The sequence below is a fragment of the Mycobacterium parmense genome (assembly GCF_010730575.1).
GTDB lineage: Bacteria > Actinomycetota > Actinomycetes > Mycobacteriales > Mycobacteriaceae > Mycobacterium > Mycobacterium parmense.
In genome coordinates, this window is sequence record NZ_AP022614.1 from 4,031,548 (window position 1) to 4,054,968 (window position 23,421).

Genomic DNA, 23,421 nt, shown 5'->3' on the forward strand with positions numbered 1-23,421 from the left:
CGGACACATGTCGACCGTCGAGGCTTAGTCTACTGACTCGTCGAACTCGACCTCGTCGAAGCCCGCGACGAGGTCCTGTGGGGCATCCTTGAGGTCGACCGCGCCGCGTGCGTCCGCGAATGCCGACCTGATTCGGCGAATACGGGTTGCCGTGGTTATGTCGACAGTGTCTTCCACATGAATGGTCATAGCGATCTCCGATCGAATTGGTCTGGGCGACAACGATGTCAGGGCAGGCACGTACGGCCGTAGACTAAGGCCCGAAGGAAGCTATCCTCAGAACCTCCCACCACTGGAAGTTCAACCATCGAGCCAACAAACCCGACGGAAAGTAGCTGGGGTAATACTCGTACCCGCCGGACGTGTTTGTCAATGGGTTATCTACGCGGTCAGCAAAGCGCCCGGCGGCAAGCCAAGGGACGCCGGCGATCCGCCCGCCCAGGGACGAGGCGCCTTCGAAGCGCGCCACGTGCAGCGACCCCGACGCCATTGGCCCGCGGGCGCGCTCGAACCCCGCAGCGCGAATTCATCATTGCGTCTTGACGCCGAACCGTTCGATGTAGAAGTCGTAGTCCCTGCGGATGTCTGCGGCTCTGAGGCCGAATTGTTCGGCGGTGTAGTCGTGCGGACCGTAGGCGCCGGGCCTGTTCCTTCGTTGCCAGGCCTCGACCGAACGCCGAACCTCTTGCGGCCACGGCATACCCAGGAAGTCGTAGACCCGCCGCAGAGTTCCGGCGGGGTCACGCACCAACTCGTGGTGATGCAGGTCGAGGAAGCGGTCCTCGCCGAGGCGCTCACGCGCGGCGATCGCATTTCGCACGCCGATCCGCAGGTGCTCGGACACCTCCCGACCCAACCGGTGCATGTGCTGCTCGCCGCCGCCCGCCCGGGAGGAACGCGCCAACAAGCTGGCATACGAAGGCACCACTTTCGCCGGATCCCGATGCGTCATGACGAACTTCGCGTCGCGGTAGGCGTTGACGACCGCCTCCAAGTGGAAGAGGTGGTGCGGCGCTTTGAACAGCCACAGGTTGGGCGGTCGTCGCGACTGAAGCAGTACGACCACGCGACGGTGATAGTGGTAGGCCGCCGTCGGGTCGGCGCTGCGCCACCAGGCGTGGTAGCGGTGGACCGGCCAGCCGAAGCTCTGGTCGTGAAATGCCATCCTCAGCAGGTCGGCGTCCTCCCTGGTGGCGTCCAGCTCGTTGAGGTGCAAGGCCTTCTCCTCCGGGCTCATGCGATCGATGCGCCCAGCGAACTTCAGCCGTCGCGGATCCCGCGCCTCGCGGCCCAGGATCGGCGGCGGACACGGCTTGGCCTGCTCCCAACCGCGCAGGCAGCGAAACGCCGGGTCGAGCGACATCATGTTGGCCAACGCCGTCGTGCCGGTGCGCGGTAGTGCGACGATGTCGACGGGGCCGCGCACGGTGAGGGCCTCGAGCTCGGGATGGCTGCGGTACCACTGCTCGACCTCCAGCCGATTGACCAAACGCCGGAGCAGGATTCGGGCGACGCGCTCTGGGGCGGACGGCTCCAGATGTGCGTCGTGCTCGAGGCTGTCCAGCAGCACATCCAGCCCTTCGCGGAAGTCGCCGGGGCCGAAGTCGGACAGACCCGAGATGGCCATCGCCCCGGCCATCAGCGTCGCGCTGCTGGGGTAACGCCTTCCGGCGACATCGGGAGATGACAATGCCATAGGTTGCTCCGAAGTCACCTTCTTGCGGCGCCGGGCCGGGGGATGCGGTCAAAGTACACCGACTCGTTCGGCGTGGTCGGCGAGCGCCCTCGGCGAGAGGGGCGAGGGCGTCGTTGCTCCGCATCCGCCGGGGTAGGGGCAGGGGCAGGGGCAACCAGGCGCCGACTAGCGCAATTGTTGAGTCTGCTGCCAGACTGTCGGCAGCCGAACCAGGATTTCCCGATGCGCTGCAGTCGGCTTGTCATCGTGGACGAAAACCAAGCTGGGGGTTGCAATGGGCACTCCGACGCGGGCGGAGGCATCGGTCCGCGCACCCGGCTGTAGGCGGCAACGGCCAAGCGGTGCAATCGAATTCGTTGCGCTCGCCGTCATGCCGGCGGGTTGGCCGCCGATCCGGGCGGGGTGTGGATCCGTCGCGTTCGGCGTGGCGTCGACTGCGCGCGGAATCGCCGGTCAACCCGTGCCCGACCAGCGCGAGCCGTCCACGTGAGCCTTCCGGCCCGGCTGCCGTCCCTACCCCGACCTGCCCGGGGGCTGGGAAGCGCGCTGCACGATCGTGACGGACTCGCCGACCGGCCATTGAGAAGCGCATGGCGACGGTTTGCGCTGGTGCTCTCCGACTACCGGTGGTACGTCCTCATCGCCGCCGGTCTGGCCGCCTTCGCGCTCGGCTGCATCGGCTGGTGGTCGGTGTTTCGTCAGCAGTTTCCGGCTGTGCGCCATCCCGTCAGCGACGTCATCTACTGGAGTCTGCAGAATTTCGTCTTCAACGGCCCGACCTCGGCGGGGTTGCCGTGGCAGCTCGATGTCGCCCGATACCTGGCCCCGATCGTCGCGGGGTCGGCCACCCTCAGCGCGGTGAGTTCGCTGTTTCGTGATCGCGTCCAGCAGATGCGCATTCCGCTGATGCGCGACCACGTCGTGCTGTGCGGCCTCGGCAGCTATGTGGGCCTCGCGTTCCTGCGGCGCCTGCGACAGGATCAGATTCCGGTGGTGGCCATCGAAGTCGACGCCACCAATCCCCACATCGGTCTTTGCCGCAGCATGGGTGTACCGGTCATCATCGGCGACGCCCAGCGGCTGAAAACCTTGCAGGCGGCCCGGGCTCACCGCGCCACACGCGTGCTGGTGGTCTCCGCGGACGACGCGGTCAACACCCAAATCGTCGCGACCTGGCGCGAACTGCCCGGCCGGCGCAGCCACCAACCGGGCTGCCTGGCTCGCATCAGCGACCCCGGGTACAGCGTGCTGCTGTGGATTCAGGAACTCAAACGCGGCGATCCGCAACTGTCGGTCGATTACTTCAACATCGACGAAATCAGCGCGCGGCTGCTGTTGCGCGAACACCCCTTCGACACCGGCCACGGCCAACCGCACATCCTCATAGCGCACCTGGATCCGCTCGGGGTCTGGTTGGTCTATCACGCGGCACGCGCCTGGCACGACGCGCGGGGCGACAATCCGGACAAGCTGATCGTGACCGTGCTGGATCCTCACCCGCAAGAACGGATCGAGATGTTGCATGGTCAGCACTCGGCGCTGGAGAAGGTCTGCGAATTCATCCCCTTCTCCACCACTACCCGCAACGTCGCCGATCTGACCGAGCACCACCGCCATCGCAACGTTCCCGCCCTCGGCTGGGCCTACGTGACTGCCTACCAAGACAAAGACGCGTTCGAGGCGGCCCTGAAGCTGCGCCATGCGTTGCCTGCGGGCTGCCCCGTCGTCGTGGCGTTGTCCCGCCCGCACGGGGTGGCCGGGCTGCTGGGGGACGTGACCGAGGCCGAAGGGACCGGGCCGCTCGCCAACATCGAGGTGTTCCCGACGATGGAACGAACCTGCACCGTCGAACTCGTGCGCAGCGGCTCGTTCGAGTCGATGGCCCAAGCCATCCACGAAAGTTGGCGTCGAGAGCAATTGGCGGCGGGACGCCCGGCCCTCACGTGGGAAGAACTCGACGAGCCGCGCCGAGAATCCAGCCGCGCCCAGGCGCGCGACCTCCCGGCCAAACTGCGCATGGTCAACTGTGCGATCACCCCCTTACGTAGTTGGGAGGCAACGGATTTCCAGTTCAGCGCCGAAGAGGTCGAGGATTTGGCGATCGAAGAGCATCAACGCTGGAACGACGAACGCATCGCCGCCGGCTGGACGCTGATCGACATGCCCGAGGTGAGCGACCCCCGGGAGCGGGAACGAATGGTAGAAGAAGCCAAGCGGCGCAAGCAGACTCCGTACCTGTTGTCGTGGGACAGACTGGTTTCCCTATACCCCCGGATCGCCGAAACCGACCGGATCTTCGCCCGTGCGATCCCGAGCATCCTCTGCCTGGCCGGGATGGAGGTCGTTCGCACCGACCGGCCGACGCCGACGAGCGCGAGGCGGGCCCCCCCGTCGTGAGCCCGCGCACAACCGATCGCCGACGCCCCCGAAGCCCCGACGACCGCTTTGGCGCGGCACCCGCGACACGATGGGAGGTCACATGCCCTACCGGGACAAGATGAACTCGCCGGGGCCGAAGAAACTGCTTGCCCTGGACGGCGGCGGCATCCGGGGGGTGATCACCCTGGAGATACTGCAACGCCTGGAATCGGTGCTACGAGAACAGCTCGGCGCCGACGACGACTTCGTGCTGGGCGACTATTTCGACTACATCGGTGGGACCAGCACGGGCGCGGTGATCGCGGCGGGTCTGGCCAAGGGATTGCGCGTGACTCAGCTGCTGGATCTCTACACGACGCGCAGTGAAGAGATGTTCGACCACGCCTCGCTGCGGCGCCGCTACTACTACCGGTACGGCAGCCGGCGGCTCAGAGGCGTACTGCAGAGCATCCTCGGCGAGGACACCACGCTGGGCAGCGCGGACCTCAAGACGCTGCTGCTCATCGTGGTGCGCAACGCCACCACGGATTCCCCTTGGCCGCTGAGCAACAACCCCCGCGCGGTGTTCAACGACCCCGGCCGACCCGACAACAACATGGCCATCCCGCTGTGGCAACTCGTGCGGGCCAGCACCGCGGCGCCGACCTACTTCCCACCCGAGATCGTCAGCGTCGGCGGGCGCGAGTTCGTCTTCGTCGACGGGGCGTTGACGATGTACAACAACCCCGCGTTCCAACTGTTCCTGATGGCGACGCTCGACAGTTACCGGCTGGCCTGGCCCGCAACGGAATCCGACCTCCTGCTGGTCTCGGTGGGCACCGGCACGTGCCCCAAGGCCGACGACCGCCTGCGACCGGGCGCGATGAATCTGCTGTTCAACGCGAACTCCGTGCCGGCGGCGTTGATGCAGGCCGCGCTCACCGAGCAAGACCTGCTCTGTCGGGTGTTCGGCCGGTGCCGGCACGGCGCCCCGATCGATTTGGAGATAGGTGACCTGATCGCCTCACCGGGTCTGTCGGACAGGCGACTGTTCAGCTACGTGCGCTATAACGCCGAACTGTCCCGAGCCGGACTGGACGAATTCGGCCTGCACGACGTGATCCCCGAGCAGGTGCAACGACTGGACTCGGTGACCCACGTCGGCGATCTGCGCAGGGTGGGCCACGCGGCGGCCGGTCAGGTGGCCCTCGAGCACTTCGCCGGATTTCTCCAGGCACGCCGGTGACGACCCCCTTCGGTATCGAGCTCTCCGGCGCGGTGACGGCGCCCGCGGTGCGCGTCGGCACGGTGGGCGAGTTGACAGACGCGCTGGACGCGCTGGGACTGCGCCCGCCGCGGCCGACCCTGGTGGTCGCAGGAGGTGCGGCCGGGCTGGAAGACGCCCGCACGGACGGCCTGCGCCCCGTGTTCGGCACCGGCATCGTCCCGGCGCTGCAGGAGTCCGGGGCGGTCGCGATCGACGGGGGCACCCGGGTCGGCGTGATGCGGCTGCTGGGGGAGGCGCGCGCGGAAAGCCGGGCGCAGTTTCCCCTCGTGGGGGTGCTGGCCGCCGGCCCGCTGGGACTGTCGACCGAAGAGGATCGCCCGGGCGTCCACCCGGAACTGGAGCCTCATCACACGCACTTCCTCATCGTGCCCGGCCAACAGTGGGGCGCGGAGGCGCCGTGGATCGCCCGGACCGCGACCGCGCTCGCGGGCTCGGCGCGATCCCTGACGGTCTTGGTCAACGGTGGGCAGATCGCGTACAGCGACGTCGAGCACAGCGTCGGCGCCGGCCGCCCGGTGGTGGTGATCTCCGGTTCGGGGGGCACGGCCGAGGCGCTCGCCGCCGCGCTCGCCGGCGCATCAACGGATGACCGCACCTCGGCGCTGGTCGCGTCCGGGCTGGTCAGTTCGGTCGCTGTCGGCGAGCCCGCGGCCCTGGCTGAGCTGCTCGCCGCGACCTTCGCCGGGCCGGCGAACGCCTGACGCGCCGAAGTGTTTGCCGCACAATGCTCGTGCGCATCGGGCTCCGCCCCGCGGGTGCGCCGGCGCTGGGCCTAGGGGAACGACTCGACATGGATCGGCGACAACCGCCCCGGCCGCCGGACGATCCGCAGGCCCGCGGAAGCCAGCAGTTGCGGGATCTCGCGGACCAGGATCCGGTCGTAGTCGGCGATGTCGGGCGGCAATTGGTCGAAGGGCACCAGATACGGGGTCGTCTTGCGGCCGGGGTCGTTGTCGCCGGCGGTCCAACCGTCCGCCAGGCGTTCTTGCATCCAGCGAACGTGCTCTGCGGCGGCGAGACTCTCGATTTCCCCTTCGGTGAAGGCGAAGTCGTGCGACCCGCCCTCACCCAGTGGCGCGATGTCGCACCCGATGGCGTGGAGCTTGGCGGGGATGTCCCGCGCATGGTTGCGGCTGGATTGTTTACGCGATTCGTCCAGCTCTTCCCACGTCGGCGCGGGCTGGCCCGCGCCTATCCGTTCGCTGCGCCAACGCTGGTGAATGGCCTGCGCGATCGGTTCGACCGAGCCGCTCCACATCGGCTCAACGATACCGTCGTTGCCGCAGGTTGAGGCGAAGCCGGCGCAACGGCGGTCCGGTGCCTCAGCGCGCGGCTTCCAGAATCTCGACGAGATCGGGATCATCCCAACCCCGTAGCCGTAGGGTCGCGCTGGACTGCCGATTGTAGGGACGGTCGAATACGACGTGACGCCACGTGGCCGCACCGCCGTTGGTGTCGACGTCCGGCCTGTCGTCGATCAGGGCGAGCGCGTCGTGCCGATATTTGGCCTTGTCGATGATCGCCTCCCGGACTACCTGTTCCCCGAACCGAGGCACGAAATGTGTTCGCAGCCAGGCGACTTTGCTCTGGGCCGACCGTTCGTTCCTGGACAGCGGCGCCGAGCAGATCCGGGGCCGGTAGCCGGCGTCGAGCAGGCGCTGCCAACCCTGCAGCGCGTTGTCCACCAGCGGCAGCTCGAGGAAGAAACGTGGGTGGCTGGTGATCAGTTCGACGTGTGCGAGGTGTTCGGGGTAGTCCTCGGCGAGGTGGAAATGGGTTCGGGCCACACGGTCGATCTCCGGCGGAAGCCGGTCGAGGACCGCGGCGTCGAAGTCGGCCAGGACGCCGTCCATATCGACCAGGACGACGCTACCGCGGCCAGGCCTTGCCATTCGACGATTGTGTCATTGGGGGCGCCGGTGGTCCGACGGCGGCACGGCGCCGGCCAGGAATTCACGGGCCCGCTCGTAGGTTGCCGCGGTCGTCTTCGCCGTCGTGTCGATCAAGGTGGCGGGGATGCCCGCGAAGGGCGCCAGGATCGGCAGGCCCGCCTCGACGCAGTCGTAGAATCGCGCGGTTTGCCGGTGCTGCTCGGCGATGAATTCCGGCGTCTCGTACTTGTCGCCGTTCTCGTCCGCGGCGATCCGGCGGTAGGCGACGTCGGGGTCGGCGGTCAGGTAGATGATGGCCGAGGGGCGCTGGAGTTCCGCGGGCCGCAGCAGCGAGTCGGCTTGCTCGTAGCTGACGCCTTGCACCGCGCCGAAAATGAAGTTGTCCATCCAGCCTCGCTGGGACAGCACCAGCGGATACTGCCGACGCCACTGGCGGATCAGGGTGTCGGTCAATCGCGCGTCCGCGGCGAACAACAGACGATCCGTGTGGACATCGCCGAACGCCGACCCGTCGCCCGACATGTCCAGGTACTGACGCACGAAGGAGTGGTAGGGCAACCGGAAACTGAATCCGCCCAGCGCCTCGGCCAGGGTCTGCAGCAGCGTCGTCTTGCCCGAGCCGTCCAGCCCGGTGATCGTGATCCACGGTGCCGTTGCCACCCGGTCAGCCTGCCGTAACCCGTTCTTGTCCAGGCGAACTCGCCGACCGACAACCGCACCGCGCGACCCGCATAACCGACCTTTCTGCGCGCATGCACCGTATCGCGTCGCAGGGCCGGCAGCAAAGGGTCGGGCGCACCCCGCCGCCTCGTCGAGGAGGTTTGCTGGTTCACTTCCGCCGGCCCACGCAGGCCGTTATCGTTGGTCGTGGCTGACGAGGGCCGGCAGCCCGGGTGATCTGTGTGGCGTTGCTGTGAGTGAATCGATCGACGGGAAGTCGCCGATGTTCGGATCGAACGATGGCGGTCCGGGCTGCTAGCCCGGACTTCGGCGCCGCGGCCGCTTCCGCGTGCGGCGCGAACGCGGGCCGGTGAACGATGGCCCGCATCTTTCTGAGCCACTCCAGCGTCGACAACGCCCTCGCCGTCGGTCTGCGCGACTGGCTCAAGGATGAAGGCTGGGACGACGTATTCCTCGACCTCGACCCCGACCGGGGCATCACCGCGGGAGAGCGTTGGGAGCGCGCGCTCAACGACGCGGCAGCCCGTTGCGAAGCCGTGCTGTTCTTGGTGACCGGGGCGTGGCTGCGATCGCACTGGTGTCTCAAAGAACTTCAACTCGCCCGGAAGTTGGACAAGCGCCTGTTCGGCGTGCTGCTCGATACCTTCGAACCCGCCGACCTGCCTGCCGAGCTGAGCGACTCCTGGCAAGTCGTCGATCTGGCTTCGGGACGCGATCACCGCCAGTTCCGCGTCACGCTGCCGCGGACCCAGGAGGAATGCCACGTCACCTTCTCGCGCGAAGGCCTCAAGCGGCTGCGCCGCGGCCTGGTCAAGGCGGGCCTGGACCCGCGGTTTTTCGAGTGGCCGCCCCCCGGCGACGAGGACCGTGCGCCGTATCGGGGCCTGCGGGCGCTGGAGGCCGACGACGCCGGGATCTTCTTCGGCCGTGACGGCCCGATCTTCGAAGCGCTCGACCTGCTGCGCGGAATGCGCGAGGAGTCGGCGCCGCGGCTCATGGTGCTCCTGGGGGCCTCCGGCGCAGGCAAATCGTCCTTTCTGCGCGCCGGTCTGTTCGCGCGAATAGCCCGCTACGACAGGGACTTTCTGCCCCTGCCGATCGTGCGGCCGCAGCGGGCGGCCATCACCGGCGAGACCGGCTTGCTGCGGGCGCTGGAGGTCGCGCGGCGATCCGCGCGGATCAGCCTGTCGCGCAACGAACTTCGAGCCGCGGTGAACGAGGGTGCTCTGTCGCTGCGGCCGGTCCTGCGAGACCTCGTCGTCGCGGCGACACCGGAGACGGGCGAGAGTGACGCCCCGACCAGGCCGCCCGCACTGGTCCTGTCGATCGACCAGGGCGAGGAGCTGTTCCGCGCCGAAGGCCATGCGGAGTCGGATCAACTCCTGGCCCTGCTCCAGGAGTTGCTCGGCGACACCACACTCGCGCTGATCGTGGTGATCGCGATCAGATCCGACTCCTATTCCCAACTGCAGGAAGCCAAGGCCCTCGAGGATGTGCGCAAAGTCCCCTTCGATCTCGGGCCCATGCCGCGGGGCTCCTATGCCGAGGTGATCAAGGGCCCCGCGACCAGACTGGCGGAGACGACGCGGCCGTTGAGAATCGACGACCCGCTCGTCACGACACTTCTCGGCGACATCGAGGCCGGGGTCGCCAAGGACGCGCTGCCGCTGCTCAGCTTCACGCTGGAACGTCTGTACCTCGAGAACGAAGGGACCCGAAGCCTCACCGTCGCCGATTACCGCAGCCTGGGTGGTATCCAGGGCTCGATCGAAGAAGCCGTCGAGCAGGCGCTCGCCGCCGAGACGTCCGCGCCCACCCCCGACGATCTGGCGGCCCGACTGGCGCTGCTGCGCCGCGGGCTCATTCCGTGGCTTGCCGACATCGACCCCGACACCGGCGCGCCACGGCGTCGCGTAGCCCGGCTGTCGGAGATCCCGGCCGATTGCCGGCCGCTCCTGCAGAACCTCGTCGAACAGCGGCTGTTGACAATCGATCTGGCCCGCACCGGCGAAACGACCATCGAGCCGGCCCATGAGGCACTGCTTCGGCAGTGGAGCCAGCTGGGAAGCTGGCTGACCGAGGATGCCGCATTGCTGGCCGTACTGGACGGCGTCAAATGTTCGGCGCGCGACTGGGTCAAGGCCGGCCGCAGCGCCGCATGGCTCGTGCACGCGGCGGACCGACTCGCGGCCGCCGAGCGGCTCAGTCAACGGCCGGATCTCGCAGCGAATCTCGACGGTTCCGACAGCGAGTATCTCTCCGCCTGCCGCACCGCCGAGAACGAACGGATCGACGCCGAGAGGCGAAAGCGTGAGGCCGAACTCGCGGCCACCAGAACGCTCGCTGCCGCCGAGAAGGACGCCAAGGAAGCAGCCGAGGCCCGCGCCGCCGAAGCCCACGCCCACACCGTGGTTCTGCGCAGGCGTTCGCGCGTGTTGCGCGCCGTGCTGGCGGCGACGGTGCTGGTCGCGGTGGTGGCCGTGATCGCGTCGTTCCAGGAGGTCAAAGAGCAGCGTTTGGCGCACCGCAACGCCCAGGACGCGGCGGTCCAGAAGCTGGTCTCCCAGGCCCGGGCGAGCCTGGGCACTGCGGGCAACGCCGTCACGGCGACCGCCGCCAACACCGGCGACGATGTGAAGGCGTTCCAGGAGCTGTTGGCGGCCAACGCTTTAGCCACACGCCCCGATGACGAACCCCTTCTCGACGCCCTCGTCAAACGATCCAGCACGGACCTCATCGTCAACGGTTCCACCCCGGTGGTCGGTGTCGCGGTCGCCGAAGCGGGCCACCGGCTGGCCGTGGCCGACCGGGACGGTCTGCGCATCTGGGACACCAGCGCCGCGCAGTGGCTGGAGAATCTGCGCAACGGCGCGTGCGCGACGACCCGTCTCGAACCGAACCGTGAGAGTTTCGGCTGCCGGTTCCTGCCCGCGGCGGCAGAGCACCTGACGACTGTCGCCGTCAGCGCCGACGGCCGCGTCGTGGCGGCCGGCACTGAGGAGGGGACCGTCCAGGTCTGGAACATCACCGACCCGCAGCCCATGCCGCGCTCGGACCCGCAGGCCCACCAGGGACGCGTTAGCGGCGTCGCGTTGAGCCGCGACGGCCGACTGCTCGCCTCTTCCGGTGTCGACGGATTCGTCGACCTGTCGAACTCCGACGGCACCGGCGCGGTCCGGATGGGCTGGAAACCCGCCGGAGCGGTCTTCACGGTGGCCTTCGACCACGCCGCGGACAGACTGGCCGCCGGCGGAGCCGACGGATCTCTGCGCATCTGGGACGTCGCCAAGGTGGCGCCCGGGGAAACCAACCCGCCCGTGGTCACACAACCGGACGCGCACCGCGACGGCGTCATGAGCGTGGCGTTCAGCCCGGATGACCACCTCGTCGCTTCCGGTGGCGCCGACAACACGGTCTCGTTGTGGGACAGCGAGCGACTGGGCCGGCAGTGGCAGTCACCGACACACGGAGCCCAGGGGCACACGGCGGCGGTGACCAGCGTCGCCTTCAACGCGGAAGGCACCAAGCTGGTCTCGGGCAGCAACGACAAGACGGTCCAGCTGTGGGACGTCGCGCGGCGGCAACGCATCGGCGATCCCCTGATCGGACATCAGGGACTGGTCCTGAGCGTGGCAATGACCGGTGACGAAATCATCAGCGGCGGAAACGAACACGCGCTGCGCTTCTGGAACGCCGTGATCGGTCAGCCACATCAGGAACCCCTGGTCGGGCATGCGGGTCCCGTGACAAGCGTGGCCATGGGTCCCGGTGGCAGCCGGATCGCGTCGGCGGGCGTGGACGGCGCGGTCGTCCTGTGGGACCCCTACACCGGAACACAGATCAAGAAAATGCCCGGATCTGCGGGTGTCATCACCCGCGTCGCCTTCGAGCACGCCGGCGACACGGTCGTCTCCGGCAGCGCCGACGGGAAGATCCGGCTGTGGAACACGACCAGCGACGCCGTCGGGATCCTCGATTCGCGACTGCCGATCACCGCCATCGCCGTGAGCCCCGACGATCATCTGCTGGCCTCCGCGGCGATCGACGGGCAGGTCACGCTCTGGGAGCTTCCGTCCGGGCGTCCCAGGCCGCTCGAAAATAAGGACCATGCAATCGTTTTCGATGTCGCATTCAGTCCGCGCGGCGACCGGTTGGCCTCCGGCGGCGTTACTGGGAGCGTGCGCCTCTGGGACCTGGACGGCCACGAGGTCTGGGAGAAGAACGCCGCGGCCGAGCTGCCGCAACCGTTCAGCAACGAACACCATCTGGCGGCGGGACGACCGGGCGAGGTACTGGGGGTCGCCTTCAGTCCCGACGGCCGACGGCTGGCGACCGGGAGCACCGACTGGGGCACAGCCAACCTCGCGGCGGCCGTCGGGGTGATCCAACGTTGGGATGCCGACACCGGCACGCCCCTGAGAGGTCCCGCGCAAATCGGCGACGCAGTGATGGGCCTCGCCTTCACCTCTCAATCAACCGACCCCTCCCAGGACCTCATCGTGGCCGGCAGCTTCGACCCTTACGACGTCCGGCTGTGGACCGCTGACGGCGCAAGCCAGTACACGTTCACCGGGCACCAGGCGCAGGTGGTCAGCGTCGCGGTCAGCCCCGACACCGCTTTCATCGTCTCCGGCAGCGTCGACGGCACGGTGCGAATCTGGCCGAACCCGAATCCCCGCAGGGTATCTCCCGCAGAAGCGCTGTGCGCCAAGCTGGCCACGACGATGAGCGAAAAGAACTGGCAGTCGTGGGTGTCGCCGCAGATTCCTTATCGTGGGTTGTGTCCCGGACTGCGGCCCACCCCAAAAGAAGTGCAGGATTAGCCGATACCCGCTAATTGGCCGGGCGGTTGTAGAGGTAGACGACAGCCGCGGCTCCGCCGGTGCACGTCGCAAAGGTGCCCGAGCTGAAGCAGGCGAGCTTGTACCACTTGAAGGTCGCCGGGCTCACGGTCTGCAGCTCCGCGGGGCCCGACGTCGGCGTGCTCTTCACCGAGTACTCCTTGCGCACCTGCTCCACGAATGCACACGAGGTCGTCGGGGTCCCACGCGCGCCCGCGTTGAACGGGACGCGAACGTCGGTCTGAATCCGCTTGCATCCCAACGCGCCCGGCGGCAGCAGGCCGGGGGGAACCGGCTCGTCGGCGCTCAGCGCGGACGGTGCCGTGGTAGGTGCGGACGGGTGCTGCGTCACGATCTGCCAGCGGAGGAAACCGCCGGCGCCGATCATCGCGAGGAGCACCGCGAGCAGCGCGGCTCGCGATGCGCTGCGCCGGCGCCGCGTCGGGCCGTCGGTCCCCACAGGCTCGAGATCAGCCACCGCGCCTCCGGTTACATCGGGTTGGCGTCAAGTATCGCCGAGATCGCCGGCCTACGGAACACGTTTGGCCGCACGTCCCGCGTTCTCACCCGGGGCAATGCCCACGGGGCAGCATCACGAGGTGATCGCGCAGCCAGGCGGCGATCCGGTTGAGGGCGCTGATGCCGTCGACCGAAGCGCCCGAGTGAGGTTCGGCGGCCAGGGCCACCGCGCTCGAACCTGCCGGGGTGGTGATCACACCCATCTGGCGCTGGAGGTATCTGTGCGCGGGGGACGGCCCCCACCCTCCCTTGAACGGTGTCCCGGCGATCGTGCCGAGACCCCAGCGCTGGTCGGGTTCGATCCGGCCCATCAGCGCGAAAACCGCCGCGTCGCGGTGATCGCACGCCGCCGCCGCCAAGAACGTCGCCTGGTCGGGCAGCGACCAGTCTGTCTGTCCGAACGCGCTGTACTCCGGGCGCACTCTGCGGAATTGGACGCGGGTGGGATCGCCTGTTTCGGACAGGACGGCTTCCACCTTGCCGGCGGCGGTCGGCGGGTCCCCCAGGCCGGCCCAGATCGCTTCGGCCGCGGCGTTATCCGACTGCGTGATGGCTACGGTCATTTCGTCGGAGACGACCGGCCTGTCCTCGTCGCGCAGCGCGGCGATCACCAACGGCACCTTCATCGTCGACCAGGCCGGGCCGCTGCGCCACTCCCCCAGTTCGAGCGCCGCGCCCCGCCCGCCGACGGGCGTCAGTGCGATGCCGATCGAGGCATCGACGCTGCTCTGCAATTCCGGAAAGTCACCGACGAGAGCCGCGAGACTGCCGGGCCTGACACCGTTGTCGGCAACCAGCACGGCGGTGACGACGCCGATTCCGAGAAGCGCCGCGACCAACCGGACAGCGTGGCGACGCCCGCCGACCACGCAGGCCCCTGTAGGCGGATGGTCGGCGCGACGCCGGCGGGACGCGCCGGTCCGAGCCGCGACCTCCTGGCGATCACGGCCGGACCGGGTTCGACTTACTTGCTTTGAGCGCGCACCGACACGCTACCCGCCGGCGCGACTCGAGCCCGGCATTGCCGGTAGCTTGCAGAGTGCCTCAGTCGGCGGCGCCGGAGGCCGCGGGAGTCGCCTCGCGCCACTCGTCGATGTCCCCCAGCCGCCACGCACCCCCGCCCAGCAAGTGCAGGAATCGGTCGTGGCGCCGCACGACGTTTCGCCGGTGGGCCACGCTCACCACGATCAGGTCGGGCTCGTCGGCGCGCAGCATCTCGTAGAGGGCGTACTCCTGCCCCTCGTCGAGCGCGGAGGTGGACTCGTCCAGAAACACCGCCTTGGGCCGGAAGAGCGCGATTCGAGCGAAAGCGATCCGCTGCTGCTCGCCGGGCGAGAGCACCTTGGCCCAGTCCTCGACCTGGTCCAGGCAGTCGGTCAGATGCCCCAGCGCCACCTTCGTCAACGCGGCCCGCAGCGCGTCATCGGCGAAATCGCCGGCAGCGGCGGGATAGGACACCACTGCGCGCAGGGTGCCCAGCGGCACGTACGGCAGCTGGGATACGAACATCACGTCGGTGGCCTCTGCACCCGGGCGGCGCACCGTGCCCGATGCGAACGGCCACAGCTGCGCGAGGCTGCGCAGCAGCGTCGATTTCCCGCTCCCCGAGGGACCGACGACAGCCAACGACTCACCGGCCTGCAGCCTCAGCTCCACCGGATCGATCAGTTGGACACCCGCCGGCGTGCGGACCTCGACACCCGAAAGCTGCAGCGCGCCGTCGTCGCTGACACCCGAAGTGAGCTCTGGAAGATCACGGGCCTTCCTGTTGGCGTCGATCAAGCCGTTGAGCCGGAGTATCGATGCGCGGTAGCTGGCGAACGAGTCATAGGAGTTGCGGAAGAACGACAACGAGTCCTGTACCGCGATGAACGCCCGCATCGACTGCGTGACATCCCCGAGCCTGATCGCCCCGGCGAACACCCGCGGCGCCTGCAGGACGAACGGCAGCGGGTTGATCGTCTGGGTAACCGCGGCGTTGAACGCCATGAACCCCACCGTCCGGCGCACGTAGCGGCGAAAGTTCTCGATGATCGCCGAGAACCGGTTCGCAAGATATGTCTTTTCGGCCGTCTCGCCGCCGTAGAGACCGATCGCCTCCGCGGAGTCACGCAACCGCACCAGCGCGAAACGGAAAGCGGCGTTGTACAACTCGTTGCGGAAGCTCAACCGAATCAAGGGATGCCCGATGAAGAACGAAACCACGGTGGCGCCGAGCACGTAAGCGATGACGATCCAGAACATCGCCCTGGGGATCGACACACCGAACAGCGCCAGCGGTCCCGACAATCGCCACAGGATCCCGCCGAACGCCGCCACCGTGAGCACGGCCTCCACCGAACCGAACGCCAAGGTGTTCACGGTGCGAAAGCCGGGGCGGTCGGGCCCCGGACCGACCCCCGCCGTGAAGATGTCGATGTCCTGTTGGATGCGCTGGTCGGGGTTGTCGATCGTGTGGTCGATGAAGCGGCCGCGGTAATAGGCCCGTCCCGTGAGCCAGTCGCCGACCAGGCGATCGGTGAGCCAGACCCGCCAGCGAATGATGAACCGCTGCAACACGTATTGGTCAACCACCGCCCGGACGACGTGGACGGTCGCGATCACGCAGAACGTCGCTATGGCTACCCAGAAGCCGTGTATGCCGGCGTTGCGCGCCGCGGCGTTGCCGGCCGCGGCGCCCTGGAACGCGATCTGCAGCGACGAATACAAGTCGTTGTTGTAGTAGCTCAGGAGCACCTCGATGCGCACCGCGACCACCACAAGGGCCAACAACCCGAGTAGCGTCCCCCAGACCGGCAGGCTCCCGGCCCCCCGGAAGTAGTCGCCGGTGATCCGCCAGAACTGCGCGCCCCAAACGGTGTATCGGGCGATCAGCACCGCGACGAGGAGAAAACACAACGCGCTGATGGCCCACACGCTCGCGACCCAGACCAGCGAGCCGACGAGCTCATCCCCCCAGTTGATGGATGGCCGATATGTGTTCAACGGACAACTCTCCTTGCCGGATCACCTTGCGGCGCAGCTGTCGCCGATGCCGGGGCGGCGGGCGAAGCTTGCGGGATCACTTGTCGACCGCGGCGATGTCCGCGACCCTCTCGATATTCCCCAGTACGGCTGGGCCTTTGCCGTCGGCGCGGCGGAGCAGGAACATCCGGAGCCGGCCGTAGTGCTTGGCCATCTCCGTATTGCCGACGTAGTCGCACGAGAACTGACCGGCATTGTGCAGCGCCAGCACGGCTGCGAACGTCTCCGTGACATAGACACAGCCTTCCGGTGTGATCGGCTCGATGCGGGCGGCGCGACTGACGTGGGCTCCATAACAACTGGGACGGTCGGTGATCGGATCGACCGACTCATAGACCGGCCCCAGGTGACCACCGAGGCGCAACTTGAGGGTCTCGGGCAGTCCGGCCGCCCCGAAGTCGACCGCGCGCATCGCGTCCTGCATGTCAAGTGCGCAGGCGGCGGCGCGGTCGGCATCGCGAAAGACCGCGTAAATGCCGTCGCCCCAGGTATTTATCAACGAAATGTGCCGCGTGTGGCGGCGCGTTACGACGCCCAGCGCGCCCATCACCTTCTCGGTGAATGCCGGAAGCTGAACGTCGGTCAGTTGGCTGAAGCCGTGAATGTCGCCGAACAGCATCGCTCGTGTGTCGCGGCGTCCCCGGGCAACCTTCGGACGGTGCGGCGGCGCAGGCTTTCCGGCGATGCCGCCCGGGCCGATCGACACGATTTTGACCGGGCTCGCGTCGTCGTCGACGGCGCCGTCCAGCCTCAGTTGCGTCAACGGGGCATTCAGATGGCGGGCGCAGAGGCAGGCCAGGCCCTCCGCCAGGCTGTTGCCGTAGGTGAAGAGCTGATCGTCGCCCAGATACGCGTCCTCCGTCGCAAAGCGCACCGTCTTGGCCGCGGCCAGACAGGCCTCGAAGCGCTTGACCCAGGACTCACCCGCCGGGCGCACCGAATGTGCGACGAAGTCGTCGATGGCGAAGGGCAGAACGACGTTGAGGGCCGCGCCGTGTTCGAGTAGCGCCTCGGCGAACAGTATGTCGGCGCCGGAGGCCAGCGAGCCATAGGCGGCGCCGACCCGCATCCCGTTGAGCAGAGCGGCAATCCGACCGGCGAGCGCTGCCGCGTGCACCGCCGAAAGCCCCCTGTTCTGACCGGGCGACAGCGCGGTTGTCGGGCCGAGGAAATGGACGATGGTGGCCGGCTCGAAAGCGCCGAGCACGCTGGAGTCGAGCTTCTTGATCCGGGCGATGCGCGCGAGTTGCCGGCCGGTGGTGGCGAAGGCGGCGTGATCGCGGCCGGCAGCTGCGACCACCCGGTCGACCAGCCCGCGCGCCGCGTCGAGGTCGCCCCTGACCAGATTGGCCTCGAGTGCCGTCGCCAGCACCCAATAGCGATCGGCGGCACCGGCCGCGGCCGGGTCGGCCATGCGCGGCGCGAGAAGTTCGAGCACCTCGCCGGCGAGCCGGCCGGCCGCGTCGGCGTCACCGGCGAACAGGGCCAGGGTGGCGGCATTGACGGCCGGGTAATAGGCCGCCGGGTCGTTTGCGGCGGCGGCCGTGCGGAAGGCGCTCTCATAGAGGGCGCGGCCCTCGCGAAACAGCGCCGAGCGGGCCTCGCCCGTCTCGGCGAAGGCCTGGTCTTTCTTCAGCCGGCCCAGCAGGCTTGCGACGTCGGTCTCCGGCCGGCCGTCGAGGCCGAGTTCGTGGAACTTGCCGAGCGCAAGTGCGGTCGCGCCCGCGTTGGCGAGGCTGAGTACCGCCCGATGGGCGAGACCGACATTGCCGGGAAACACTTGCAGCGCGTCGGTCGCCACGTCGTAGGCGCGGAAGAATTCGCCTTGGTTGAAGAAGGTGTCCACCTCGGCCAGCCGGGCATCGGCGGTCACGGGGGAGCTTTGCGTATCGGACATACGCCCCTCCAATCGGATCAACCGCCGGCCGGTGTGGCATCCGGGTTCGACGGCTGATAATGGCGGGCGAACTCGTCGCCCGGAACCACCCATCGCTCGCCCTGGCAACCCTCGACGACCCAATCCGACGCGGTCGCGACGGACTGGCCTAGGACTGTGCCGACAATTTCGCCGTCACGCGCAGCGCGGGCGAACACGTCGGCCTTCGGCCGCCATCGGTTCTCTCCGAGATGTGCATAGGACGAGCGAAAGGCCTTGTTGCGCAACGGCCAGCTGCTGCCATCGCCGTCAGTGACCTCCCAATCCCCGGCGCGGGCCCGCATCGCTTCCCCCGACCGCGTGGTCCAAGTCCAACCCCTGATGTGCCGCTTCGCGGTCACGTCGCCGATCCGCCGGTAGCGTTGCCACAGGGGCCGGGACCGCAGGCCCAGTTCGCGCAGGGAATACAACGTGGTGGCCAGGAAATCCAGGGCACCGTCGACCTTCTCGGGACTCCTGCTGACCAGGGTCGCCCACGGGACCAGATCGGGGCGCCGCTTGCGGGTGTTGTCCCGGGTGGGTCCGTAGCGCCATCCGTATCTGCGCAGGTAACGGGCCCAGTCCTCGTGCTCGGCTTCGGCCATCGCCATGGCGGTGTCGCGGTCGAACCCGATGACGGCGAGCCGCTGCAGCGGTGCGGCTTGCGTCAGCTCCGCGGATACCGGCTCATCGGGCGCCGTACCGTATGCGTCCCAGGTGTGCCTGGCGATCTTTTCCACCATCCACAGCGTGTTTCGCACGACGCGCCGATTCGACCCGCGGTAGAACTCGTCCAGTTCGGCCCACGGTTTGGTGACGTCGGAGTCGTGACCGGCCTGGGCCGCATAGCGCTCATGGATGAGCATCGCGGCCCGTTCCCAGGGGTCGTGGCCCCGGCCGTACGGCACGTTCATGGCCAGGCGGAATGTGTGCAACTGGCCCGCCAACGGAGCAATGGTGTCCTGACGCGGGTCGATCTTGGGGTCCTGCACGAAGATCGGCATCGTCGGGAACCGGGCGGCCAGGCGGGTGCCGAGCATGGCGTCGATTTGAGCCTGGCCCGCCGGCAGCGCGAAAATCACAGCGGCCCCGTGATTTTCGGTGTCCGGGCCGGGTGGTGAGTGACTTTCGAGTGCGTCCTGGGCGCGATGCTCTGTTGGCGCGTGCCCCGGTTCGTCGGCGGCGCGGTGACCGTCGCCGTGAGCTGTCACCTCCCCCGTCGTGACGGCGGACACAGCCGGGCCGTTCTGATCGGCTGCGGCCGGGCGGCTCGGCGTCTGCCAACGCTGCGACGCCCTCAGGGCGATCAGTTTCCAGGCCTGCGTCAACGTGCGCGCCCGCCTGTGTAGCCCCTTCGAGCCGTTGGTATCCCCCTCGTCGGCGCCGGCTCGGGCACGGCCGGTCGCCGGTTCACCATCCGGCGGCTGGGTTTGCGCTTTGTCGCCGCGGCGCGCGCCGGCCTCGCCGTCCTTGGCCGGCCCGCCATCGTCTTCGGGTTTGATCACGCCGACCAACGATGCGAATGCGGGTAACTCGTTCACCGCGGTCAGCCATTGGTCGGTGGCCGAGTAACCGAGCGCACGGTGATAGACGTCGATGTCTTTTCGATACTCGTCGGCGTTCTTCGCCACGATGGTCAGCGACGGCAGCTCAGGGGCGTTGGGTGCGGTGTAATAGCCGCGCTCGATCTGACGGCGCCTCAGATCAGCACACAACGCCAGCGTCAACCCCGAAGTGCCGCAAGTGATGACGCGGGTCGTCTGACCGGTGGCGATGATGCGGTCGAGAAGCCGCTCGGCGGTCACTTCATAGATGCCGAGCGCGCTCGCTCCCCACAGGGGGTCCGATCCCCCCAGCCGTTGAGCACGCCACGACTCGGCCTGCCAGGGATCGTCGATGCGCACGATCAGCGGCAGTCGCTGCTTGTTGGTCACTGCCCGCAATCGCGCTTCGATGGCCGCCAGACGGTGCAGATTCGTTGTGGGGCTTGCCGTGAGCAGATAGAGCTGACGAGTCTTCTTCCACAACGGCAGCAGCTCGAGGCTGCCGAGCTTGTCGAGATCTGTGACGATGACGCGGGCGCCTTCGGCGCGCAGGTCACGAACCGCGTTGAGCTGGCCCCGGGAAACGATCAGCGCCAGCTGGCTCTTGTCCTTCCTCACCGCGCGGGCGACCGCGGTGACCAGCGACCGCGAATCGTTGTCGAAGTCGACGACCGCGGTGACCGAGCGCGCAACCTGCACGCGCATCCGGTCGACTTCGGTGGAGAACACCGACACGAAAATCGCGATCAGTCCGACGTAGAGGACGAACGAGCCGGCGATCGCGGCGATGTCCAACGCGACCGGCGTCACGCGGGGGCATCCGTTGGCCGCGGAGTACCCCTGCGAGCGGCCCCGAACGGTTCCCAGCGCCCAGACGATGGCGCTGACGAACGGCAGATTCTTCGGGTCGTGGCAGCGAGAGAACGAACTGAAGGCCAGCGCGGCACTGGAGGTGAGCAGGATCGCCATCACCCCCGCGGGCCGGGCGCCCGGCCGCTCGCGATCTTGTGTGCGGTAGCTCGACACGCACACCGCGGTCAGGCCCGCCCCGACCACTATCTCCGTGGCCACCGAGCCCGGACGGCCGAACCACCAGACCGGCGGAACCCACGAGAACGCCGCGACCAGACAGAGGTAGGCCACCGACGTCCACACCGCGGCGATCAGGGCGCGCCGCAACACCATGAAGGCCTTTTCTCGGCGCGTCACACGACCTCCCGACGTCTGGGTTCGCCCGTCAGCAGCGGCAGCCGCAACACAGTGTGGCACGAACTTTCATGTGCATCGAATTAATCGTTCGCCCCGCCCGTGCACTATGCGCATCGTCGGGGTTGTCGATATGTGGATCGCAATCCGCCGCAAGCCGGCCGCTTTGTCCGAGGTCGAAATTGAAGCCGCTTGGTGCGGAGTGAAATCGAGGCGCGCTCAATATCGGTAGACGAGGATTTTGTTCGCGTCATTACCCAGTCCGACAAACAATCGGCGCCCCGCGACGTCGAGCTCCAGATACTTGGAATCGGCGGGTTTCAGCGCGGCGATATTGGCCAGTGGAGCGAATGCGGTCATGGTGCTCGTTGCGCCGGCGAGCACATAGAGATCACTCGAGTTGTAGAACGCGGCGAACAGTCGCCCATCGCCGGGGGCCGCAAATCCGCTGCCCCATCCCGGGCCGCTGAGCGCACCCCTTTGCTTTCCGTTCTGACCGTCGAGCACCGAAATCCTGGTGGCCGAGATGACCGGGTAATCGCCCACGGAGAAGTACACGGTATTGGTCGTCGGTTCGAAACCCAGGTCATTGATCTCGCCCGGACCGTTGACCGGCGTGCGCCATTCCTCCGTCAGCGTGTGGTCCGCGCGCCCGACACTGGATGGATTCGTATACAGGACGTCGCCGGTGCCGGGGTCCACCGCGATTCGTTGCACCAGCGGATTCTTGTCGTGGGCGTTCGGCGCCACGTCGTTGTCGGCGACGATGCGGCCGTCGGAGTCGAATTCGACGAGGCACTCGCCCTTGTCGGAGATTCCGCCGCCGTACACGATGCCGCTCGCCGGGTTGATCGCGAGCACTTGGGGATAGCAGGACGGCTTCTGGCTCGTGGACACCACGGTGTCCGAGTCGGTGCTGAACACCTTGAGCACTCCGGCGGCCAGGAGCGCATATCCCCTCCCGAGCCTGTCGTTGACCACGATGTGCTCGGGTTCGTCACCGATCAGCGTGTCGAACCGCTTGATGGGCCCCGGTGGGTCGGACAGCGAGACGGCGTAGGCCCGCAACACCGGCGGATCTCCTTCGATGCCAATCGCATACAGCTTGTTGCCCGGCGCGCTGAAGGTCAGATGCGCCGGTTCGAACGGCAAAGTGATGGCGCTCACCAGCGGCGCCGGGCCGGCCGGGGAAACGGTCGCGGGCGCGAGTTCAGGAGCTCGTTGAGGCCGCGGCGAACTCGTCGAACTCGGCGGCGTCGACGAACATCCGACCAGGGTCGCGCTGAGCGACAGTGCGACTCCCCAGCGCCACAGCCGGCTTCGCATGGCCGCAATCGTCTCACGGGCAAACTCTTGCGGCTACCCTCGCGACCCGACTCGGCACGACGCAGAGCCGGTGTCGGCGGCCGCTACGCGGCCCGGTTGTGCAGCGTGCGCGGGTCCACGCCCGCACGCCGCCACGCCGTGGCGGCCCATGGCGTGTAGACCGCCCACAGTGGGAGCCGGTTGATGACGGGATTGAGCGCCCGCATGGTTGCGGCGAATCGCTGAAACCGCTTCTCCTTCTTCGGGTTCCACGGCAGCTGGCACACTTCGCGCATCTGGGGCGGCATGGTGCCGACCAGCACCAGGCGGGTGTAGCCGTTGAGCGGGGCCGACAGCACCTTCCAGAGGGGCTTGGGGATCCAGCGCGGGCCGGGAATTCCCTTCCTGATGTATCCGGTCCCGTACAGCACGGTCTTGTGCGGAACGAACCGGCCGAGCATGTGCTCCCAGTAGGCGAGGAAATCATCGTAGGTCTGGGGCTGGCCGCGCTCACTCACGCCATAGAGGCTGTACCAGATCTTGCCTTCGTTGAAGATCTGTTCCTTCTCCGCGTCGGAGAGCCGGCGGATGAACGTGTCGGCGGTGTAGATGACCTGGTCGACGAAAGTCGCGTGTGCCCAATAGAACAGCTCGGGGTTGAGGGCGTGATACCTCGAGCCGTCGCTGATCGTGCCCTTGATGGGCTTGTGGAAGTCGCGCACCTTGCGGCCCCACACGTGCGGCTCGTCGGAGTAGACGGTCTTCATCAGCGGCGGTCCCGTGCGCTTGGCCCGGCCCAGCGTGTCGCTGAACACCACTGAGTGATCGAGTACGCCCTGGCCGAGTTGCTCGATGCAGTTCTCGACCCCGGCGGTGCGCTGGAATCCGAAGAACTGCGTGCGGTTGTCCCCGTAGAACTTCCAGATTAGCGAATCGGGCCCGAGTCGCGGCGCGCAGTCGGGGATCGCATCACCGGCCTCGTCGGTGGGCATCGGCAGCGCTTCGCGGACGCCGGCGTCGAACTGGGCACCGGCGTCCGGCGCGCGAGCGGTTCTGTCCGGCGTCGAGCTCACAAGAGCCTCCCGAGAATCATTGACACAAAGGCGTATCTTTGTTTCAAAGCGTAGCAATCGGGGGGCTCGGCCGCACCCT

At 67.8% G+C, this 23,421-nt stretch carries 16 protein-coding genes; 4 read left to right on the plus strand and 12 right to left on the minus strand.

The features are described from left to right. Positions 1-24: 24 nt before the first annotated feature. Positions 25-189 (minus strand): hypothetical protein, encoded by a 165-nt coding sequence (locus G6N48_RS18620; RefSeq protein WP_161494194.1) that lies wholly within the window; start codon positions 187-189, stop codon positions 25-27. Between the two features lie 340 nt (positions 190-529). Next, a complete protein-coding gene (locus G6N48_RS18625; protein ID WP_085268553.1) occupies positions 530-1,696 on the minus strand; it encodes a sulfotransferase family protein in 1,167 nt (388 codons plus the stop codon). 609 nt (positions 1,697-2,305) lie between these two features. On the opposite strand from G6N48_RS18625, the gene G6N48_RS18630 reads away from it, so the two are divergent. The 3 genes from G6N48_RS18630 to G6N48_RS18640 all read left to right on the plus strand — a co-directional run bounded on the left by G6N48_RS18630 (position 2,306) and on the right by G6N48_RS18640 (position 6,043). After that, a complete protein-coding gene (locus tag G6N48_RS18630; protein ID WP_085268552.1) occupies positions 2,306-4,093 on the plus strand; it encodes an NAD-binding protein in 1,788 nt (595 codons plus the stop codon). A gap of 82 nt (positions 4,094-4,175) precedes the next feature. Then, positions 4,176-5,300: a patatin-like phospholipase family protein gene (locus G6N48_RS18635; protein ID WP_085268551.1), complete on the plus strand. Its 1,125-nt coding sequence runs from the start codon at positions 4,176-4,178 to the stop codon at positions 5,298-5,300. Further along, complete coding sequence (locus tag G6N48_RS18640; protein WP_085268550.1) at positions 5,297-6,043, plus strand: hypothetical protein; 747 nt, start codon at positions 5,297-5,299, stop codon at positions 6,041-6,043. The genes G6N48_RS18635 and G6N48_RS18640 overlap by 4 nt, the downstream gene beginning before the upstream one ends. A 71-nt stretch (positions 6,044-6,114) precedes the next feature. Here G6N48_RS18640 and G6N48_RS18645 read toward each other — a convergent pair whose 3' ends face one another. From G6N48_RS18645 to G6N48_RS18655, 3 genes are all read right to left on the minus strand, one after another. Continuing rightward, positions 6,115-6,600, minus strand: coding sequence for a RyR domain-containing protein (locus G6N48_RS18645; RefSeq protein ID WP_161494193.1), 486 nt, complete (start codon positions 6,598-6,600; stop codon positions 6,115-6,117). Positions 6,601-6,664: 64 nt separating this feature from the next. After that, a complete protein-coding gene (locus tag G6N48_RS18650) occupies positions 6,665-7,234 on the minus strand; it encodes a 5' nucleotidase, NT5C type (protein WP_085268548.1) in 570 nt (189 codons plus the stop codon). 12 nt (positions 7,235-7,246) lie between these two features. Further along, on the minus strand, positions 7,247-7,894 hold the full coding sequence (locus G6N48_RS18655) for a dTMP kinase (RefSeq protein WP_161494192.1): 648 nt from the start codon (positions 7,892-7,894) through the stop codon (positions 7,247-7,249). A gap of 377 nt (positions 7,895-8,271) precedes the next feature. Between G6N48_RS18655 and G6N48_RS18660 the strand changes: the two genes are divergently transcribed. Continuing rightward, on the plus strand, positions 8,272-12,738 hold the full coding sequence (locus tag G6N48_RS18660; RefSeq protein WP_085268546.1) for an nSTAND1 domain-containing NTPase: 4,467 nt from the start codon (positions 8,272-8,274) through the stop codon (positions 12,736-12,738). A 10-nt stretch (positions 12,739-12,748) separates the two neighbouring features. Here G6N48_RS18660 and G6N48_RS18665 read toward each other — a convergent pair whose 3' ends face one another. The 7 genes from G6N48_RS18665 to G6N48_RS18695 form a co-directional block, all read right to left on the minus strand. Then, positions 12,749-13,234, minus strand: coding sequence for a hypothetical protein (locus G6N48_RS18665; protein WP_139825708.1), 486 nt, complete (start codon positions 13,232-13,234; stop codon positions 12,749-12,751). Positions 13,235-13,319: 85 nt separating this feature from the next. Then, a complete protein-coding gene (locus tag G6N48_RS18670) occupies positions 13,320-14,114 on the minus strand; it encodes a class A beta-lactamase-related serine hydrolase (protein WP_232066654.1) in 795 nt (264 codons plus the stop codon). Between the two features lie 205 nt (positions 14,115-14,319). After that, positions 14,320-16,260 carry an ABC transporter ATP-binding protein/permease gene (locus G6N48_RS18675; protein WP_085268543.1) on the minus strand — a complete coding sequence of 647 codons (1,941 nt, stop codon included), beginning with the start codon at positions 16,258-16,260 and terminating at the stop codon, positions 14,320-14,322. A gap of 76 nt (positions 16,261-16,336) precedes the next feature. Further along, positions 16,337-18,172 carry an adenylate/guanylate cyclase domain-containing protein gene (locus tag G6N48_RS18680; protein ID WP_139825707.1) on the minus strand — a complete coding sequence of 612 codons (1,836 nt, stop codon included), beginning with the start codon at positions 18,170-18,172 and terminating at the stop codon, positions 16,337-16,339. A gap of 41 nt (positions 18,173-18,213) precedes the next feature. After that, the gene (locus G6N48_RS18685) at positions 18,214-20,967 is read right to left on the minus strand and encodes a RyR domain-containing protein (protein ID WP_085268541.1); all 2,754 of its coding nucleotides are present in this window, start codon (positions 20,965-20,967) and stop codon (positions 18,214-18,216) included. Positions 20,968-21,183: 216 nt separating this feature from the next. After that, positions 21,184-22,131 (minus strand): hypothetical protein, encoded by a 948-nt coding sequence (locus tag G6N48_RS18690; protein ID WP_085268540.1) that lies wholly within the window; start codon positions 22,129-22,131, stop codon positions 21,184-21,186. 242 nt (positions 22,132-22,373) lie between these two features. Then, positions 22,374-23,261: an oxygenase MpaB family protein gene (locus tag G6N48_RS18695; protein WP_085268674.1), complete on the minus strand. Its 888-nt coding sequence runs from the start codon at positions 23,259-23,261 to the stop codon at positions 22,374-22,376. Positions 23,262-23,421 lie beyond the last annotated feature (160 nt).

Bases quoted from the DNA above. Each gene is read 5' to 3' on its own strand.
- G6N48_RS18635 (WP_085268551.1), top strand. From the start codon at position 4,176: ATGCCCTACCGGGACAAGATGAACTCGCCGGGGCCGAAGAAACTGCTT.
- G6N48_RS18650 (WP_085268548.1), bottom strand. From the start codon at position 7,234: ATGGCAAGGCCTGGCCGCGGTAGCGTCGTCCTGGTCGATATGGACGGC.
- G6N48_RS18620 (WP_161494194.1), bottom strand. From the start codon at position 189: ATGACCATTCATGTGGAAGACACTGTCGACATAACCACGGCAACCCGT.
- G6N48_RS18660 (WP_085268546.1), top strand. From the start codon at position 8,272: ATGGCCCGCATCTTTCTGAGCCACTCCAGCGTCGACAACGCCCTCGCC.
- G6N48_RS18625 (WP_085268553.1), bottom strand. From the start codon at position 1,696: ATGGCATTGTCATCTCCCGATGTCGCCGGAAGGCGTTACCCCAGCAGC.
- G6N48_RS18645 (WP_161494193.1), bottom strand. From the start codon at position 6,600: ATGTGGAGCGGCTCGGTCGAACCGATCGCGCAGGCCATTCACCAGCGT.
- G6N48_RS18695 (WP_085268674.1), bottom strand. From the start codon at position 23,261: ATGCCCACCGACGAGGCCGGTGATGCGATCCCCGACTGCGCGCCGCGA.